Below are 16,540 nucleotides of genomic sequence, written 5' to 3'. Positions count from 1 at the left end.
ACTCCTTGTGACTTAAGATGAGGGACCTTGAACGTTGAATGTTCCAGAAGTCATTGATACGCCGTATTTTTTGAATAACGTGGTCAGACTACCATCAGCTTTCATTTGGTTAAGTACCGTTGCCGCCGCTTGGGCCAATTTCGGATCAGCAAAAGCAATGGCAACCGGCGTCGGATTGAGTCCGGAAATCACTTGCTTAAACATGCCTCGTTTCTGATAGTCGGCAGCCAGTGCATCAATGGTGACTACGGCACTCATTTGTCCAGCACTCAGGGCCTGGAAAGCGATAGTGAAGTTATCAAAGGTATGGATATCGATCGGTTTCAGGTGCTCGGCGACCAGTTTTTTGCTCATGTCACGCAAGGTGGCTTCTTCAAATCCACCAATTTCCACACCGACACTTTTGCCAGACAGGTCTTCAATTTTTTTGATAGATGCGGCATCTGATGGACGGACAGAGACACTGATCGCCTGCTCCTCATAAGGGATCATCGACATCAGTTTGGCGCGTTCCGGCGTAAAAAAGATGCCGGTATTGATCATGTCCCAACGCCCACCTTTTAAGCCTGGTACCATCGCGGAGAATTCAATACGGGTATAATGTGGCTTCAGACAGAGACGTTTGGCAATGTCCTCACCCAGCTCAATACGCATGCCTTTTAGCTGGCCTTCGTTATCCACGTACTGTAAAGGAGGCAACGTCGGATTGGTGGCCATTTCCAGCACACCATTCTGCACCAGCTTAATACCCTGAGGAGGGGAACAATCGGCAGCGTAAGCTGCATTTACCGCTAATCCAGTGGATAACACAGCCGCTGTTGCCAGTAAGGATAATTTTATATTCATCAGACTTCTCCAAAATTAACGGGAAAAAGAGTTGAGTAACCCAAGGCTATTTAATTCATGGTGTAACTGCTGCTCCAAGCCAGCGGCCAACGGTAGACGCGGTGCTCGCGGGATACCGACATTCAGGCCCATCATCGTTAAACCGGCTTTACTGGCTGCTACGTAGTGCGGCCCACCTACGGCTTTGACGACCGGTAAAATCTGGCGGTAAATCTCTAAGGAACGGGTTTTATTCTCGAGGTCCACAGCCTGAGTAAACATGTCGGCACACAGTGAGGGGATCAGGTTGGAGGCCACAGCCACCCAGCCACAGGCACCCAGCCAGAAAGATTCATAACCAAGAATGCCAGCAAAGACATTCATCCGGTCCCCACACAGTTCAATTATGTCGCGAACCCGGGTTACTTCTAAGGTGGATTCTTTGATATAGCTGACCGTGTCGATATGAGAGAGTCTCGCCACTGTCTCAGGCAGCAGATCGACATTGGCCGTGGCCGGATTGTTGTAAATCATGATCGGAATCGAAATCGCCTCACCGACGGCTTTGTAGTGGGCAAATAGCTCATCTTCATTAGGGCAGCTGTAAAAAGGAGGGATAATCATCACTCCATCCGCACCCATAGACTCTGCCTCTTTACTTAACTCCACACATTCTGGCGTCCACTCCGCTCCGGTCCCCATCAGCACCGGTACTCGCCCCCTGGTGGTGCGAATCACAGTCTCGGTGACCAGTTGCCGTTCTTCACGGGTCATCGATAAAAACTCACCGGTGCTACCTAGTGGTATAAGCCCATGAATTCCCTGATTAATCTGCCAATCTACCAGATTTTCTAAAGCTGGCACGTCAATTGCTGAACCATCAGGAGTGAAAGGGGTAATCAAAACCGTATACGTACCGCGTAACGTCGTCATTGGATCTCCCAGCGTGAGAAAATGCTTGTGTATACGAAATGTATACCGTATACGTAATGTATACACAAGCACTGGCAGATCACAAGCACTATGGAACTGAAAACGACAAATATCTCGCAGAGCCCCCAGACCGTAACGCTCATCGTGGATCATCAGCCGATCATGGCGATCCCAGGTGAAACCGTTGCAGCAGCCCTTTCTAGGCAGGATCAGGTAGCTATTCGCCAAACTGAAGAGGGCAGCCATCGAGGATTGTGGTGCGGGATGGGCAGTTGTTACGAGTGCGTGGTTCAGGTGGAAGGTGCTGGTATACCGCGCAGTTGCATGACGCTGGTGGAAGATAACATGCGTATCTCCACCTCATTACATCGCCGATCACCTGCTCCAGGTAATCTCCCAGTAACGTCTCAACCTCCGGTCATTTCAGAGTGCGATCTGTTGGTGATTGGAGCTGGTCCGGCCGGTCTGAGTGCGGCCTTATCTGCTGCGCGCTGTGGTGCTCGGGTTAAGGTGCTTGATGAACGTCCGCAGACCGGCGGACAATTTTTTAAACCTCTGGCGGCGTCACACCAGTATCGTGGTGAGTTACCCTCTCAATGGGCTGAGGGCAAAAAGCTGGCTGATGATGTACGAGATGCCGGTGTCGAGATTATTCAGAGTGCGATAGTGTGGGCGGCCTTTTCTGCCGACGAAATCGCGGCCACTATTCAGGGGATCCCCCATGTTATCCGCCCCCGCCAGCTGATTATTGCTGCTGGTGCCTATGAAAGAGCGGTCCCATTTCCCGGCTGGACGTTACCGGGCGTCATGACCACCGGTGCTGGCCAAACACTGGCAAAATCCTATCAAGTCATTCCCGGTCAGAAGGTGTTGGTCAGCGGTAACGGTCCGCTAAACTTACAATTCGCCGCAGAGCTGTTGCAGGCTGGCGGCAAAGTTTGTGCCGTACTGGAAAGTGCACAAAAGCCCGGTATCAGGCAGATCCGGCATCTACTGACCATGCTAAAAACGGCACCTGACCTATTGCTAAAGGGCCGTCACTACTTAACGATACTGAAACATGAACGCGTTCCGTTTCTCTGGGGAGAAACGGTGGTGGAAGCTCATGGTGATAAGCGGCTAGAAGCTGTCACCGTAATGTCGGTTGATACTGAGGGCAAAATGCGCCCTGGCAGCGCCAGACGCATTGAGTGCGATATCCTGTGCTTGGGGCATGGTTTTATCCCTTCGACAGATATCCCGAGAATGCTGGGCTGTAAACAGCAGCTGAACACACTGCCTTTCAGTACACCGATCATTGTGACAGATCAAGACGGTGCCAGCAGTGTGCCTGGGGTCTTTGTGATTGGCGACGGTGCTAAACTGGGGGGAGCCAGAGTCGCGATGGCCCGCGGGACACTGGCCGGGCAACGCGCAGCACAAAATCTCGGTTTTCCGCTCCGTGTGACACGTCCTGCGCTTACCGTGAAGCAATTACATCATGCAGAGCAATTCCAGCATGCCTTATGGAAAATATATCAGGCTCCTCCCGTCTCTCTGTCTGGATTACCTGATAACACGATCATTTGCCGATGTGAAAATATCTCCGTTGGGCAATTGCGGAATGCCATTAGATCGGGTCTGGATACACCCGCAGCACTGAAGCGTAATTTGCGTACCGGGATGGGACTTTGTCAGGGCAGAACCTGCGCCGGTGTGGTGGCGCAACTGGTCAGTGAAATGACCCAGCGCCGGCTCTCCGTAGAAGGATTCTTTGCTCCGCGTTTACCAGTAAGGCCGGTACCTGTCCGTTTTCTGACTGCCGAGAAACCGGAATGGGGAGGACATAAACCTGCGATTACGCCTAATCTGGCCCGTGCTATAGAAACACCTCCTTTTACCACTGAACATACCGATTTTCTGGTAGTGGGCGGGGGCGTAATGGGTAACTGTCTCGCCTTTTATCTGGCAACTGCTGGCGCAGAGGTATTAGTGGCTGAGCGTGATGATATCAACCTTCAGGCATCAGGGGCCAATGCCGGCAGCCTGCATGTCCAACTGTTATCTTTTGATTTCGGAGAGAGAGCCGAATGCGGCGGCGATCCAGCAGCACAGACATTACCGCTGGGACCGGAATCGGTGCGGTTGTGGCAACAACTGGAACAGAAAAGTGGTGAATCGCTGGAGTTAAAAATCACTGGCGGGTTAATGGTCGCTGAGACACCTGAAGAAATGCAGAAACTCGAGCAGAAAGTGGCGCTTGAGCGCCGCTACGGGATTAATGCCACGCTTCTGGATGCGCGCGAGCTGGCAGCTCTCTCCCCTCATCTATCTCCTCACCTACTCGGGGCCGAATATTGTCCCGACGAAGGAAAAATTAATCCTCTACGCGCTACTTATGTGGTTAACCGGCTGGCCCGTGAGGCCGGAGCCCGTTTTAAGCGCGGTACGGATGTTCAGGCTATTGAGCGACAGAGAGATGGCCGTTTTAAGGTTACCACCAGCCGTGGGATCATTATTGCTGGGCAGATCATCAATGCTGCCGGCGCGTGGTCAAAAACGCTGGGGGAGATGGTGGGAGCAAAGATCCCCGTAAAAGGTGCGCCTTTACAGATGATTGTCACCGAGCGCGCGCCGGTACTGATTGATCACCTGATTGCCCATGCCGGAAGACATCTCAGCTTGAAGCAGACTGCCCACGGCAGCTTACTGATTGGCGGAGGCTGGAGTGCTGGCTTCAACCCTGAGATGCGGATGAATCAGGTTTTACGCGAAAGCATTGAAGGCAACCTCTGGGTGGCATCAAAAGTTTTACCTCCGCTCGGTGAGCTTAATATGGTTCGCAGCTGGGCGGGCATGAACATTAATATTGATGGAGCACCGATCATCGGCGATCTACCGGGAGTGCCGGGCTTCTGGAACGCAGTCACCTCAAACGGTTATACCCTAGCACCGGTAGTCGCCCACAACCTGACTCAGCAAATCCTGACCGGACGCTCTGATATCAATATTGACCCTTTCCACATTCGTCGTTTCGACTCATCAAGAAGGAAAACGCACTCATGACTGAAGTTTGTCAGAAAATAAGCACATGGATTGATGACCACTTTGCTGACGAAGTCGCCATGTTACAAGCGCTGGTCCGTAAACCTTCCGATAACCCACCCGGCGACTGTACGCCTCACGCGTTAATGACCGCAGAGTTATTACGCGATCTGGGTTTGGACGTCGACGTGCTGACCGTCCCTGCAGAAAGGGTGAGCGCAGCTGGAATGATTAGCGCCACCAACCTAATCGTCCGCTATAAATTTGGCGAGGGTCCGGTAGTGGCGCTTAACGCCCACGGTGACGTTGTTCCCCCCGGCAGTGGCTGGACCAAAGATCCTTATGGTGCAGAAATTGAGGATGGCTGGTTATACGGTCGTGGTGCTGCGGTGTCAAAATCAGATATCGCTAGCTATACCTATGCGCTGCTGGCCTTAAAACACAGTGCTGCCCCCCTTAACGGCAGTGTTGAATTACATATCACTTACGATGAAGAGACCGGAGGCCATACCGGGCCAGCTTGGTTGCTCGAAAGTGGCGCATCGCGACCCGATTATGCAGTTTGTGCCGCTCTCAGCTATTTTGTCGTCACCGCCCACAACGGCTGCCTGCACCTTGAAATCAAGGTATCCGGAAAGTCCGCACACGCGGCATTCCCGGATACTGGCCATGACGCTATCGAAACCGGCCATCTTTTAATGGCGGAGATTTACAAATATCGCGATACCTTACGCGACAAGCACTCATCAGTCAGTGGGATCGACCAGCCAACCCTAGTGATCGGACTGATCAAGGGTGGGATCAATACCAATGTGGTCTCTGATAACTTCTCGCTGCGTCTAGATCGTCGTATTATTCCTGAGGAGGATCCTCAACTCGTTGAGCAGGAGATCTTGGATCTGATAACAGATTTTGCTGATCAACACCCCGCTATCACAGTGACTGCTGAACGTATTCTACTCTCTGAACCCTTTGCCCCCACAGGGAACAGCCAAGCCCTCGCGGATATCTTCAGCCAGCAGGCAGAAAAGCGACTCGGCATGACCATTCCTCAGGTCGGCCTCCCTCTCTATACCGATGCGCGCCTGTACAGTCGTGCCGGTATTCCCACGATTATGTACGGCGCAGGACCGCGCTCCTATCTTGAGGCCAATGGACACCGTGCAGACGAGCGTGTCGGTCTTGAAGACTTACGCCATGCCACACATATTATCGCCAGCAGCCTGAATTCACTTCTTGGAGGCAAACTATGATCACTGTTAAAAATCTTGATAAACATTATGGATCCGTTCAGATCCTAAAAAACTGTTCAATGGCGATCAAGCAGGGAGAAGTCGTGGTCATTTGCGGCCCTTCAGGATCGGGTAAATCGACGCTGATCAAATGTATCAATGCCTTGGAGTCCTTTCAGAAAGGCGAAATTTACGTCGATGGACTGTCCTGCGGTGACAGTAAGACACATCTGCCTGAGCTGCGTCAAAAAGCAGGCATGGTCTTTCAATCATTTGAATTATTTCCGCATCTGAGTGTGCTGGATAACCTGATGATCCCACAAATCAAAATACTGAAACGCAGTAAGGCGCAGGCTACCGAGAAAGCTCACGCTCTGCTTAAACGTGTCGGTATGGATCAACACAGTCATAAATATCCGGCTCAGCTTTCTGGGGGACAACAGCAAAGGGTGGCGATTGCCCGAGCATTGGCGATGGAACCGAAAGTGATGCTGTTTGACGAACCCACATCGGCCTTAGATCCTGAAATGGTCAACGAGGTACTGTCAGTGATGGCAGAATTGGCAGCCGAAGGGATGACCATGTGCTGCGTGACTCACGAACTGGGCTTTGCTCGCAGGATCGCTGACCGGATCATTTTTATGGATAGCGGTGAAATTATCGAAGATTCAGAAAGTGAAGCCTTCTTTACTGCACCAAAAACGCAGCGTGCGAGAGATTTCCTGAGTCAGATTATCAGCCACTAGTACTGACAATAGCCATGCAGTCACTGCATAATCAGGGCGTGACTGCACCGCTATCGGGGTTTTAGAATAAGGATCCCGTCATACTCGGCACCAGGACCCCCGTTGATGATGTTCAGTCAGTTTCGCCAAACGATCATTGATTTTCAACCCGATTCAGTGCGCCGGGTACCAGACCGTTTTTTACTGAATCAGGAGGGCGCACTCAGTGAATACTATATTCCGTTCGACTATCTCAACCTACAGGCGCAGGTGGTGGTGGTGGGAATTACCCCAGGCTATCAGCAGTGGCTGAATGCGGTGACCGCTGCACAGGCTGCCTTATTACGGGGGGACAGCGATGAGCAGGCGCTATATCAGGCCAAGCAACATGGCGCGTTCAGCGGCGCTATTCGTCGTAATCTTACTCAGTTACTGGATGCTATCGGGCTGGCTGACTGGCTGAAGATTGATAGTTGTGCTGAACTGTTCACGCACCATCTGTCGCGGGTGCATTTTACTTCGCTGTTTACGCAACCGTTATTTGTGCAGGGAAAAAACTACAATAATACGCCGTCGTTCCGCCATTCCGCGTTATTAGCAGAGAGTATTGAACGGGGTTTTGCCCAAGAAGCACAGCAGCTACCCGATGCGCTGTTTGTGCCGCTCGGACCGGTGCCGACCCAAGGGATTGAGATGTTAGCCGAACGTCAGCTGATTGACCGCCGCCGGATACTCAGCGGCCTGCCCCACCCTTCTGGCGCTAATAGCGAACGGATCCACTATTTCTTAGGGCGGAAAAGCCGCGATAGCTTGTCTTCACGCACCAATCCGCAGATGTTGGATCAGGCTCGTGAGAAACTCTGTCAGCAAATGGCAGCCCTGAATACCGTCACCCCGCCGGCTAATTAAGCGGCGGGAGGTTCTATTACTCGGTCTCTGGACCGTTATCTTGCGCCAAGGCTTTCTGTAGAGAAGGCAGTGCCAACAGGGTCTGCAGATAACGATGGATGGACGGATAGCGATTATCGATCATGCCGCGTTTCTGTAATAACAGCAGTACCCAGCCAATCATAAAGTCTGCACCGGTCAGTTGCTCACCGGCAATATAGCGGCGATCGCTTAATTGCTGATCGACGTAATCAAACACTTTGCTGAACTCGTTATTGGCGTAGTTTTCCAACCAGCGTAATTCTGTTCCGGCAGCGGTTTCGAAGCTGTTAAATAGCCGCATCAGAACCGGCACCATCGCCGAACTTTCGGCAAAATGGATCCATTCATAGTATTGCGCATAAGCCGCAGTGTCGGCAGCAGGACGCAGCTGTGGCGCAAAACGTTCAATCAACAGTTCAACAATCGCCCCAGACTCAGAAATCACCCGACCATCCAGTTCAATGACCGGTGATTTCCCTAACGGATGGATCTGCTTCAGGGCAGGAGGTGCCAAGTGAGTCACCGCATCACGCTGATACCAAATCACCTGATGAGGAATATCTGCTTCCAGCAACAGCCAGAGGACACGGAAAGAACGGGATTCGTTTAAATGATGCAGAGTAACCATAGGGTTTCCATTAAAAAAGACAGGCGGAGGCAACAGGCAACCGCAAACACTTTTACTGTAGCATAATGGCGTTAACCTTCTGTGTGATCATCTGGGCGGCCCCCTATTCTCTGAAAGACCGCCCAGCAAATTACTCGCCGTGCCCCTGAGGCTGATAATTCAGATACTGACGCTGAATAGCGATCTGGTCAGCGATATATTTGGCATCGTGCCAGACTCCCCAGATAAAGGTTGAGCCACGACGGGAAAGCCAGGGTAACCCGAGGAAATAGACACCCTGCTCTGCAGAGATCCCTCGCTGTTGGATTGGTTTCCCCTGCGCATCAAAGGTATCCACCTCTAACCAACTGAAATCAGTGGCATAGCCGGTAGCCCAAACAATGGACGTGATCCCCGCTTGTTTCAGGTTAAGGGATAACGTTGGATTGGTCATACAGGCGGGATCCGGTAAGATCTCATGAGCTTCCGGCTCTTCTGGAAGATCCAAGCCGTTGCGGGCAATATATTGATCTGCCGCCTGTAACATGCCCAGATAACTGGCATCGCCGTTCGTCACATTCTGCGTCAGATCATCGGCAAAGCTTACCGTACCTTCCGAATAGCCCTGCGTCAGACCGACCAGGTGCACCCCTTCATTCGCCAGTTTACGGAAATCGATGGTATAACCACCGTTGGCACCGCTGACGGCGATCGTGACATGCTCTTTGCCGGGCTTGGTGGTGGTGGCATCCCACTCTCCCAGCACCCCAAGCCACCAGCAGAAATCACGACCACGATAGGCGCGCGGCGGGCGATCATGAGCACCGACCGATAACCATACCGGCTTACCGGCCCGGCATAACTCTTCAGCAATCTGAACACCGGAGGAGCCAGCCCCGACCACCAGCACCCCACCTTCCGGTAATTGCTGAGGATTATGGTAATCCGCAGAGTGGATCTGCGTCAGACCAATATCGGCCGGGATCACTGGCGGGATCACCGGTTTTTGGAAAGGCCCAGTGGCCGCCACGATACGCAGTGCCTCTATGGTTCCTTCAGAGGTTTCGACGGTGAAGCCAGGACGCCCCTGATGACGAGTGACTTTTTTGACCTCGACACCGGTGCGGATTGGCGCATTAAATTTTGCGGCATAAGCCTCAAAGTAATCGGCCACACTCTCTTTTGGCGCAAAGCCATCAGGACTAACGTCGGCAAACGTCATATTCGGAAAACGATCATGCCAGGCCGGGCCATTCGCCACTAGGCTGTCCCAGCGGCGGCTACGCCAGTGACCGGCAATACGGTTACGCTCCAGTACCAGATGAGGAATATTCAGTGCCGACAAGTGTTCACTCATCGCCACTCCGGCCTGTCCTGCCCCTACTACTAGCGTATCGGTTTTCAGTATTTCAGTCGTCATCAGCTCTATCCCTGTCGGGGTTATGGCACAGGCCTGCCTGCGCACCAAAAAATCATCAATGACTTCAAGGTAAGGATGCTGCCAGATTTAGTAAAATACTTAAAAACTGGTTAGTGGCGATAAATTAGTGAGGATAGGCCGTAATACGGCATGCGACGGTAAGCCTTGTAGCAAGCGAGTGGAATGAGGTGGATGGTCGACCGATAAACAAAACATAGCCGGTCGAATGACCGGCTATGCGTTAGCCTAGGTATTCGATCACCGACAGACCACCGTTATAATCAGTGCTGTAGATAATCCCCTCGGCATCGACAAACACATCACAGGACTGGATAACCTGTGGGCGTCCGGGACGGGTGTCCATCATTTTCTGTGGGGCTGCCGGTACCAGTGCGCCGGTTTCCACCGGGCGATATGGGTTGCTGATATCATAGGCCCTGACACCAGCATTCTGATAGGTGGCGAAGATCAGCGTAGAACTGATAAAACTGCCTGGGCGGTTTTCATGCAGATTATGCGGTCCGAAATGGGCCCCCTTGGCAAGATAATCCGCCTCTTCTGGCTGAGGAAATGTCGAGATACTGACAGGATTACTCGGATCACGGATATCAAACAGCCAGATCAGCTTCTCACCGTCCTGCTGCTGATCGAGTACTGCTTCATCCAGCACCACCAGTAAGTCACGGTCCGGCAAGGGCAGCGCGGTATGGGTACCGCCACCAAATGGTGGACTCCAATTACGCTGGCTAATCAGTTTCGGCTGACTACGATCCTTAATATCCAATAAGGTCAGGCCACCATCGCGCCAGCACCCATAGGCGGTATCACCGCTGATGATTGCGTGATGTAAGGCATAACGCTTACCTTCCGGCCAATCTGGCGTTTCTCCGGCCTGCTGATTCATGCCCGGTAACCACCATTTCCCTGCTACCTGCGGCTGAAGAGGATCCGCCAAATCGATAGTCAGAAAAATATAGTCGGTGAAACCGTCAATCAGAGCTGACACATACGCCCAACGCCCGCCGACATACCAGATACGATGGATACCGATCCCGTCCAGCGACAGAAAACTGATTTCCCGTGGCTGATCAGGGGTCGATATATCAAAGATACGCAGCCCAGCACTCCAGCTTTTGTCCTGCACATCGCGGACGGTATCCCCCACCTGGCGAGTGTAATAGACTTTTTCGTCGGCAAAGCGCGCATCCGCAAACAGATCGCGGGCGTTGATCACCAACAACAGATCATCGTGGGCCTGCAGATGAATATTCCAAGTGCCTGGCGGCGCAGCCACGTAATTCACCGTCTTTGGATGACAGGGATCACGCACATCCACCACCGAAAATCCGGCAGAGACCATATGACCGATATAGGCGTAGCCACGGTGGACCATCAGCTGAACGCCGTCGGGACGACCGCCTTGATCACTGTGGCCAATCAGCCGCATATTGCGGCTGTATTCAGGCTGAGGTAGCCCGCTCATGGCGACTCCCCCTTATTTGGCTTTAGCTTCCAGGGTGGCAAACCACGGGGCAACGAAGTCGTTACTCTGGCCCCAGCCAGGGATGATTTTCGATAGGCTAGCCATGTTCACATCACCGCTCTGCTTATTAAGCAGGGCCTGAGAGACCGAAGAGGCTTTAAACTCATAGGTCGCGGGAGTCGTTTCCCCAGCAATTTTCAGTGCCACCAGACGGACGTTGGTCGCGCCGATCATCTGCGGGTCGACGGCGGCCGTCATCTGCCAAGGGCTGTTTTTGCTGTGCATCATCTGCAGATCTTGGTTAGAGATATCAATGCTATACAGTTTGATTTCGGTACGGCCATTTTCCTGTAGCGCTTTGTAAGCCCCTTGGCTGAAGGCATCCCATGACCCCCAGATGGCATCAATCTTCCCTTTCGGGTATTTCGCCAAGATCGCGCCGACTTTGTTGGCGGTATCACCCTGAACATCGGTCGAAACCGCCCCCAGAGATTCCAGCTGTTTGATGCCTGGGTTCTCTTTCAGCAGCTTTTGATACTCTTTCTCACGACGATCCATCGGTGGGAAGCCAGCCACCCATAATTTGACGATATTGGCTTTACCATGGAAGTCTTTAATCAGTTGTCCAAAGGACATATCGGTCAGTGAGGCGTCATCTTGACGGGTGACGGTCACACCGGGGATAGTGTCCGGAACCGCGGTATCAAATACCGATACCGCAATGCCAGCTTTGGTGATCTGTTTCACCAGGCTCTCGGAATAAGGCGCCCGGCCCTGTGACAGAATAATCCCATCATATTTCTGGGTAATGGCTTGGTTTACGAAATCCTGGAAACGGGCATCGTCACCGTTACTCAGAAAAGTGCTGACCTTAAAGCCCAGTTTTCTGGCCTGTTTAATCGCGCCTGCCACAAACTGTGTGGTGTTGTCATCAGACCCAAGGTTACGGATCACCGCAATACGGATTGGACCATGATGATTGGCGTAGGCTGCCGGAAGAGGCGTCGGTGTGGTTGTGTCGGCAAATGCCGCAGTGCTGCCCAGTAGGCTGAGTGCTAATAAAGAGAGTGCAATTTTTTTCATGATCGGTCCTGTCTGTCCGCCTGTGATCAAGCTGATTATTGTCATTGTCTGTCTGTCCAGAGAGCTGTGTTGGGAACAATGAAGGTTCATCTCTTACCCACAGAGTACTGCCCGGGATCTCTTAAAAGTGACACTATAAACGTATATCCGTCTGGATGTCTGGACGTCATATTACATAACCACAGGGATACTGGCTACAGGTAGCCACAACTTAGCAAAAAAATTTCTTTAGTAACGAATAACGGTGATCACAGCGGCAGAGTGCCGCCGTAACCCAGAGACTGGGGGAATTAACCGGCCTGTAAACTGAGAATATGCAGGTGATGGGACATTTCACGCAGGAAGACGAAATAACAGAATACAGGGATCTGTGACGCTGATAGTGCTATTGGGGCATAAGAGAGACGGTCTGCCAGCTGATTAAACGCTGTTTCAATACTCTGCTGGCTGATGACTTTTTCTCCGCCCAAATACTGTTCACACACTTGATGGATCAAGGGGTCGTTGCTGATCGCTTCGGCACCGGCAGGTAATTGTTCACCTTGAGATTCTAGAATTTCTTCAATGCGATAAATCAGCATTTCCAACTGATAGTTATCGACTTGCCCAGCGGCCATTATCCCAGCACCAGCATCCTCATAGCCGCCGTTCAGTTCACAGAGCAACTGCTGCTGCGCAGTGTGAAAGCTCACCGCATGGGCCGTAATCGAAAAAAAGCAGACCGTCATAGAGGGACTCCGTGAGGTAATGGCGATTTTCAGTCTGACGGAGCCACGATGGCCCCGTCGTGTTATCAGTGCAGGCAGCACTGTTTATATTTTTTACCGCTGCCACAAGGACAAGGGTCGTTCCGTCCAGCGGTGACCTCGGCGACAAAGGGAACATTGACGGCCGTTTCAGTCTCGCTGCGGTTCTCCAACCAGTAGTTATACAAGGCCAGTGCTGCCGGAGTGATAGCATCGACCGATTTCTGGTACTCACCCGGGGTTAGAATTTCCAGCTGCTGCAGGTTTTCTTCCCGCCCATGTAAGGCAATGGTTTCGAAGGCTGACTGAATATGCTCAGGTAATGCTGGCCAGCCAGCCACCGAAACACCGCGCAGGTAACCGTAACACCACTCTTCGGTCACGATGTACTCGTCGCCTTCCACTTCCTGGCTACCAAACAACGGTTCGAACTGATCCTGATACTGTGACAGTCGCTGATCAATATCGTCCATATGCTGGAAGGTCAGCGCCATAAAGCGGTCCATTTCCCGTTCAGAACGCCAGCGAGGCAGCTTTCTCTCTCCACCCCATACTTCGACTAGCCAGCGCTCCGGTTCCGGTATCTGCGGCCCGGAGAGAATAGCGGTCAAATAGCCATCTAGCCCAGAGACATCCAGCACAGAGGCCTCATCACCGTACTGTGCAAATACCTCATCCAGCCATTCCAGCTCTTTTTCTGTTAACGGACCTTCTGCCATTTTCCTACTCCTGTTTTCTGCTGCCGGTTAATCACCGATTATAACAGCCTGTTACCTTACTGGTGGTAAACTAGAAAATAATAACTTGAAGGGTTAAAAGGTATTTATAGTTCTTTAAACCCTATTAAAAGTAAGACTATTATATACTCACTCTAATATATCACCATCAGTGTTTACTTATCTGAACGCACATATAATACGCACAGGATTAATTACTGACCGAGGTACAGGGTGTTCTTAAAATAATAAACAGAGGTAATTATATCGAAAAAAATGAAATGTTAATTATCAAATATGGTTCGAAAAAAATTCTGCACAAAGTTTTTTATTACTGCTCCTAACGTACTGCTTTCCCTCCTAAACTGAGTGAGAATTTACACTCCTCCATAGAGACTACCATAGGCCCATAACAAAGGGGCATCCCCCCTAAAGCAGTTAAAAAAATTAACAGTTAAGAATAATTACTATAGTGACTATGGTCGGTGGGAGTGAGTGCAAATAAAACAAAAGGCCATATAAATCAACAAATTACATACCTACATGCATTATATATGCCAATCTAATTTTACCACTGAAAATTTTTTCACGTGTTGATTTAGATCAACAAATGGCAGTAACATTATGAAACAATTTAGTATCCTGTTGTTTTTTATGAAAAAAAACAACAAAAAAAAGAGTATAGGATTATGCTGAAAAGTGAGTTTTCCAAAAGAACTTGCTAACAAAACCCACCATCATATAAGTTTCACTACACTATAATTTATAAAAAATTAAATCAGATAAACCAGTGACTGATTAACGAATACCGTGTCATTTTTGTTCAGATCGATTTTTAAACAATAATTTTTACTCCAGGTAAACATTACAGACCAGAAGCTGTCATTGCTTTTTTCGTATTTTATATGCGTAAAAAGCATGATGCCTGGTCATATTCAGTTCTATGAATATTTTACAGGTACTGTTATTACTATGGATAATATCTCTATTACGATAAAAAGCACTGGTGAGAAACTCACTCTGAACTCATCAAATGTCACGCTTTCAACTCAAAGCACTGTTCTGCTTCATCTTAGCCGTGAACAAATAGCATCACTAAGTAGGCAGGGTAATGATCTCCTCATCGTTACAACCTCGGGCGAGCATCTGACAGTAAAAAATTTTTATGTTGTCGCAGATAATGGTCAGCACAGTGATCTAGTGCTAGAAGATAATCACGGCGCTTTATGGTGGCTGGACAGTAGTGGAAACAGTCCTCATTTTTCTCAAATATCCAGCCTTGATGCCATTCCGGCCTCCGGAAGTTCAACGATGTTTGATACAGCATTGTTAGCTGGCGCCGTATTACTGGGGGGTGGGGCAATGATGGTTGGGGCCAACAACCATCATTCCGGCACGACTAATTCCAGCCAGTCAAACTCTTCTTCCCCGGAAACTGCAAGTGATCTTAATCTCGTTGATGCGTCAGGGAATAATATCGAAGGCAAAACCAGCAACGACAGTACGCCAGTACTTAAAGGCCATGCTGGGGCGGGAGATACCGTCACCATTCTGGATAACGGTAAGGTGATTGGCACGGCTACCGCCGACAAAGACGGCAACTGGAGTACTACTCTGCCGACCCTTGCCGACGGTGCGCACAGTTTCACCACCACCGTCACCGATGCGGCCGGGAATACCAGCCAGCCTTCTGCGGCCATTACCCTGACCACTGATACCACCGCTCCGGCGGCGGCTTCTGGGATCACCCTGACGGATGCGGCCGGTGATGATCTGAGTGGCAAAACCAGTAATGACAGCACGCCGATCCTTAAAGGTAGCGCTGAGGCGGGCGATACCGTCACCATTCTGGATAACGGCAAAGTCATTGGCACCGCCACCGCCGACAAAGACGGCAACTGGAGTGCCACTCTGCCAGCACTGGCAGACGGTGCGCACAGCCTCACCACCACCGTCACCGATGCGGCCGGTAATACCAGCCAGCCTTCCGCAGCCATTACCCTGACCACCGACACCACTGCTCCGGCGGCGGCTTCTGGGATCACCCTGACCGATACGGCCGGTGATGATCTGAGTGGCAAAACCAGTAATGACAGCACGCCGATCCTTAAAGGTAGCGCTGAGGCGGGCGATACCGTCACCATTCTGGATAACGGCAAGGTCATTGGCACGGCTACCGCGGATAAAGACGGTAACTGGAGCGCTACCCTGCCGACCTTGGCGGATGGCAGCCACAGCCTCACCACCACCGTGACCGATGCCGCGGGTAATACTAGCCAGCCTTCCGCGGCCATTACCCTGACTACCGATACCACCGCTCCGGCTGCCGCTTCAGGGATCACCCTGACCAATACGGCGGGCGATGATCTGAGTGGTAAAGCGAGCAACGACAGTACGCCAGTACTTAAAGGCCATGCTGGGGCGGGAGATACCGTCACCATTCTGGATAACGGTAAGGTGATTGGCACGGCTACCGCCGACAAAGACGGCAACTGGAGTACTACTCTGCCGACCCTTGCCGACGGTGCGCACAGTTTCACCACCACCGTCACCGATGCGGCCGGGAATACCAGCCAGCCTTCTGCGGCCATTACCCTGACCACTGATACCACCGCTCCGGCGGCGGCTTCAGGGATCACCCTGACGGATGCGGCCGGTGATGATCTGAGTGGCAAAACCAGCAATGACAGCACGCCGATCCTTAAAGGTAGTGCTGAAGCGGGCGATACCGTCACCATTCTGGATAACGGCAAGGTCATTGGCACCGCCACCGCCGACAAAGACGGCAACTGGAGTGCCACTCTGCCAGCACTGGC

At 51.4% G+C, this 16,540-nt stretch carries 13 protein-coding genes and 1 pseudogene; 6 read left to right on the top strand and 8 right to left on the bottom strand.

The genetic code is table 11. The features are described from left to right. Positions 1-12 precede the first annotated feature (12 nt). Together DW47_RS0113075 and dapA are read right to left on the bottom strand one after the other, a co-directional pair. Complete coding sequence (locus tag DW47_RS0113075) at positions 13-846, bottom strand: ABC transporter substrate-binding protein (protein ID WP_029686868.1); 834 nt, start codon at positions 844-846, stop codon at positions 13-15. Between the two features lie 15 nt (positions 847-861). Then, entirely contained in the window at positions 862-1,758 is an 897-nt protein-coding gene (dapA, locus tag DW47_RS0113070; RefSeq protein WP_029686867.1) for a 4-hydroxy-tetrahydrodipicolinate synthase, read from the bottom strand. 90 nt (positions 1,759-1,848) lie between these two features. Between dapA and DW47_RS0113065 the strand changes: the two genes are divergently transcribed. The 4 genes from DW47_RS0113065 (at position 1,849) to DW47_RS0113050 (ending at position 7,648) form a co-directional block, all read left to right on the top strand. Beyond that, on the top strand, positions 1,849-4,803 hold the full coding sequence (locus tag DW47_RS0113065) for an FAD-dependent oxidoreductase (protein WP_029686866.1): 2,955 nt from the start codon (positions 1,849-1,851) through the stop codon (positions 4,801-4,803). Beyond that, a complete protein-coding gene (locus DW47_RS0113060; RefSeq protein ID WP_029686865.1) occupies positions 4,800-6,035 on the top strand; it encodes an ArgE/DapE family deacylase in 1,236 nt (411 codons plus the stop codon). Before DW47_RS0113065 ends, DW47_RS0113060 begins: the two co-directional genes overlap by 4 nt. Then, positions 6,032-6,760, top strand: coding sequence for an amino acid ABC transporter ATP-binding protein (locus tag DW47_RS0113055; protein WP_029686864.1), 729 nt, complete (start codon positions 6,032-6,034; stop codon positions 6,758-6,760). Before DW47_RS0113060 ends, DW47_RS0113055 begins: the two co-directional genes overlap by 4 nt. Positions 6,761-6,865: 105 nt before the next feature. Continuing rightward, positions 6,866-7,648 carry a hypothetical protein gene (locus DW47_RS0113050; RefSeq protein WP_029686863.1) on the top strand — a complete coding sequence of 261 codons (783 nt, stop codon included), beginning with the start codon at positions 6,866-6,868 and terminating at the stop codon, positions 7,646-7,648. Between the two features lie 16 nt (positions 7,649-7,664). Here DW47_RS0113050 and DW47_RS0113045 read toward each other — a convergent pair whose 3' ends face one another. The 6 genes from DW47_RS0113045 to DW47_RS0113020 all read right to left on the bottom strand — a co-directional run bounded on the left by DW47_RS0113045 (position 7,665) and on the right by DW47_RS0113020 (position 13,727). Beyond that, positions 7,665-8,297, bottom strand: coding sequence for a glutathione S-transferase family protein (locus tag DW47_RS0113045; protein WP_029686862.1), 633 nt, complete (start codon positions 8,295-8,297; stop codon positions 7,665-7,667). Positions 8,298-8,427: 130 nt separating this feature from the next. Beyond that, entirely contained in the window at positions 8,428-9,696 is a 1,269-nt protein-coding gene (locus tag DW47_RS0113040; RefSeq protein WP_038027578.1) for a flavin-containing monooxygenase, read from the bottom strand. A gap of 241 nt (positions 9,697-9,937) precedes the next feature. Next, positions 9,938-11,179 (bottom strand): LVIVD repeat-containing protein, encoded by a 1,242-nt coding sequence (locus tag DW47_RS0113035; protein WP_029686860.1) that lies wholly within the window; start codon positions 11,177-11,179, stop codon positions 9,938-9,940. Between the two features lie 12 nt (positions 11,180-11,191). Then, positions 11,192-12,262 carry a sugar ABC transporter substrate-binding protein gene (locus tag DW47_RS0113030; protein WP_029686859.1) on the bottom strand — a complete coding sequence of 357 codons (1,071 nt, stop codon included), beginning with the start codon at positions 12,260-12,262 and terminating at the stop codon, positions 11,192-11,194. Positions 12,263-12,552: 290 nt separating this feature from the next. Next, positions 12,553-12,990 carry a hypothetical protein gene (locus DW47_RS0113025; RefSeq protein ID WP_029686857.1) on the bottom strand — a complete coding sequence of 146 codons (438 nt, stop codon included), beginning with the start codon at positions 12,988-12,990 and terminating at the stop codon, positions 12,553-12,555. A 65-nt stretch (positions 12,991-13,055) separates the two neighbouring features. Further along, positions 13,056-13,727 (bottom strand): YecA/YgfB family protein, encoded by a 672-nt coding sequence (locus DW47_RS0113020; protein ID WP_029686856.1) that lies wholly within the window; start codon positions 13,725-13,727, stop codon positions 13,056-13,058. 915 nt (positions 13,728-14,642) lie between these two features. Here DW47_RS0113020 and DW47_RS17910 point away from each other — a divergent pair. Next, positions 14,643-15,023: pseudogene (locus DW47_RS17910) on the top strand (BapA/Bap/LapF family prefix-like domain-containing protein); the annotation flags it as partial. A 12-nt stretch (positions 15,024-15,035) separates the two neighbouring features. Beyond that, positions 15,036-16,540 (top strand): Ig-like domain-containing protein (locus tag DW47_RS16485; protein WP_241430755.1); only part of this gene is annotated, 1,505 nt, incomplete at its 3' end.

Source organism: Tatumella saanichensis (genome assembly GCF_000439375.1).
Taxonomy (GTDB): domain Bacteria; phylum Pseudomonadota; class Gammaproteobacteria; order Enterobacterales; family Enterobacteriaceae; genus Tatumella; species Tatumella saanichensis.
This window is presented reverse-complemented; position numbering and strand designations above follow the sequence as displayed.

Bases quoted from the DNA above. Each gene is read 5' to 3' on its own strand.
- DW47_RS0113050 (WP_029686863.1), top strand. From the start codon at position 6,866: ATGATGTTCAGTCAGTTTCGCCAAACGATCATTGATTTTCAACCCGAT.
- DW47_RS0113065 (WP_029686866.1), top strand. From the start codon at position 1,849: ATGGAACTGAAAACGACAAATATCTCGCAGAGCCCCCAGACCGTAACG.
- DW47_RS0113045 (WP_029686862.1), bottom strand. From the start codon at position 8,297: ATGGTTACTCTGCATCATTTAAACGAATCCCGTTCTTTCCGTGTCCTC.
- DW47_RS0113020 (WP_029686856.1), bottom strand. From the start codon at position 13,727: ATGGCAGAAGGTCCGTTAACAGAAAAAGAGCTGGAATGGCTGGATGAG.
- DW47_RS0113025 (WP_029686857.1), bottom strand. From the start codon at position 12,990: ATGACGGTCTGCTTTTTTTCGATTACGGCCCATGCGGTGAGCTTTCAC.
- DW47_RS0113075 (WP_029686868.1), bottom strand. From the start codon at position 846: ATGAATATAAAATTATCCTTACTGGCAACAGCGGCTGTGTTATCCACT.
- DW47_RS0113055 (WP_029686864.1), top strand. From the start codon at position 6,032: ATGATCACTGTTAAAAATCTTGATAAACATTATGGATCCGTTCAGATC.
- DW47_RS0113040 (WP_038027578.1), bottom strand. From the start codon at position 9,696: ATGACGACTGAAATACTGAAAACCGATACGCTAGTAGTAGGGGCAGGA.
- DW47_RS0113030 (WP_029686859.1), bottom strand. From the start codon at position 12,262: ATGAAAAAAATTGCACTCTCTTTATTAGCACTCAGCCTACTGGGCAGC.
- DW47_RS0113035 (WP_029686860.1), bottom strand. From the start codon at position 11,179: ATGAGCGGGCTACCTCAGCCTGAATACAGCCGCAATATGCGGCTGATT.
- DW47_RS0113060 (WP_029686865.1), top strand. From the start codon at position 4,800: ATGACTGAAGTTTGTCAGAAAATAAGCACATGGATTGATGACCACTTT.
- dapA (WP_029686867.1), bottom strand. From the start codon at position 1,758: ATGACGACGTTACGCGGTACGTATACGGTTTTGATTACCCCTTTCACT.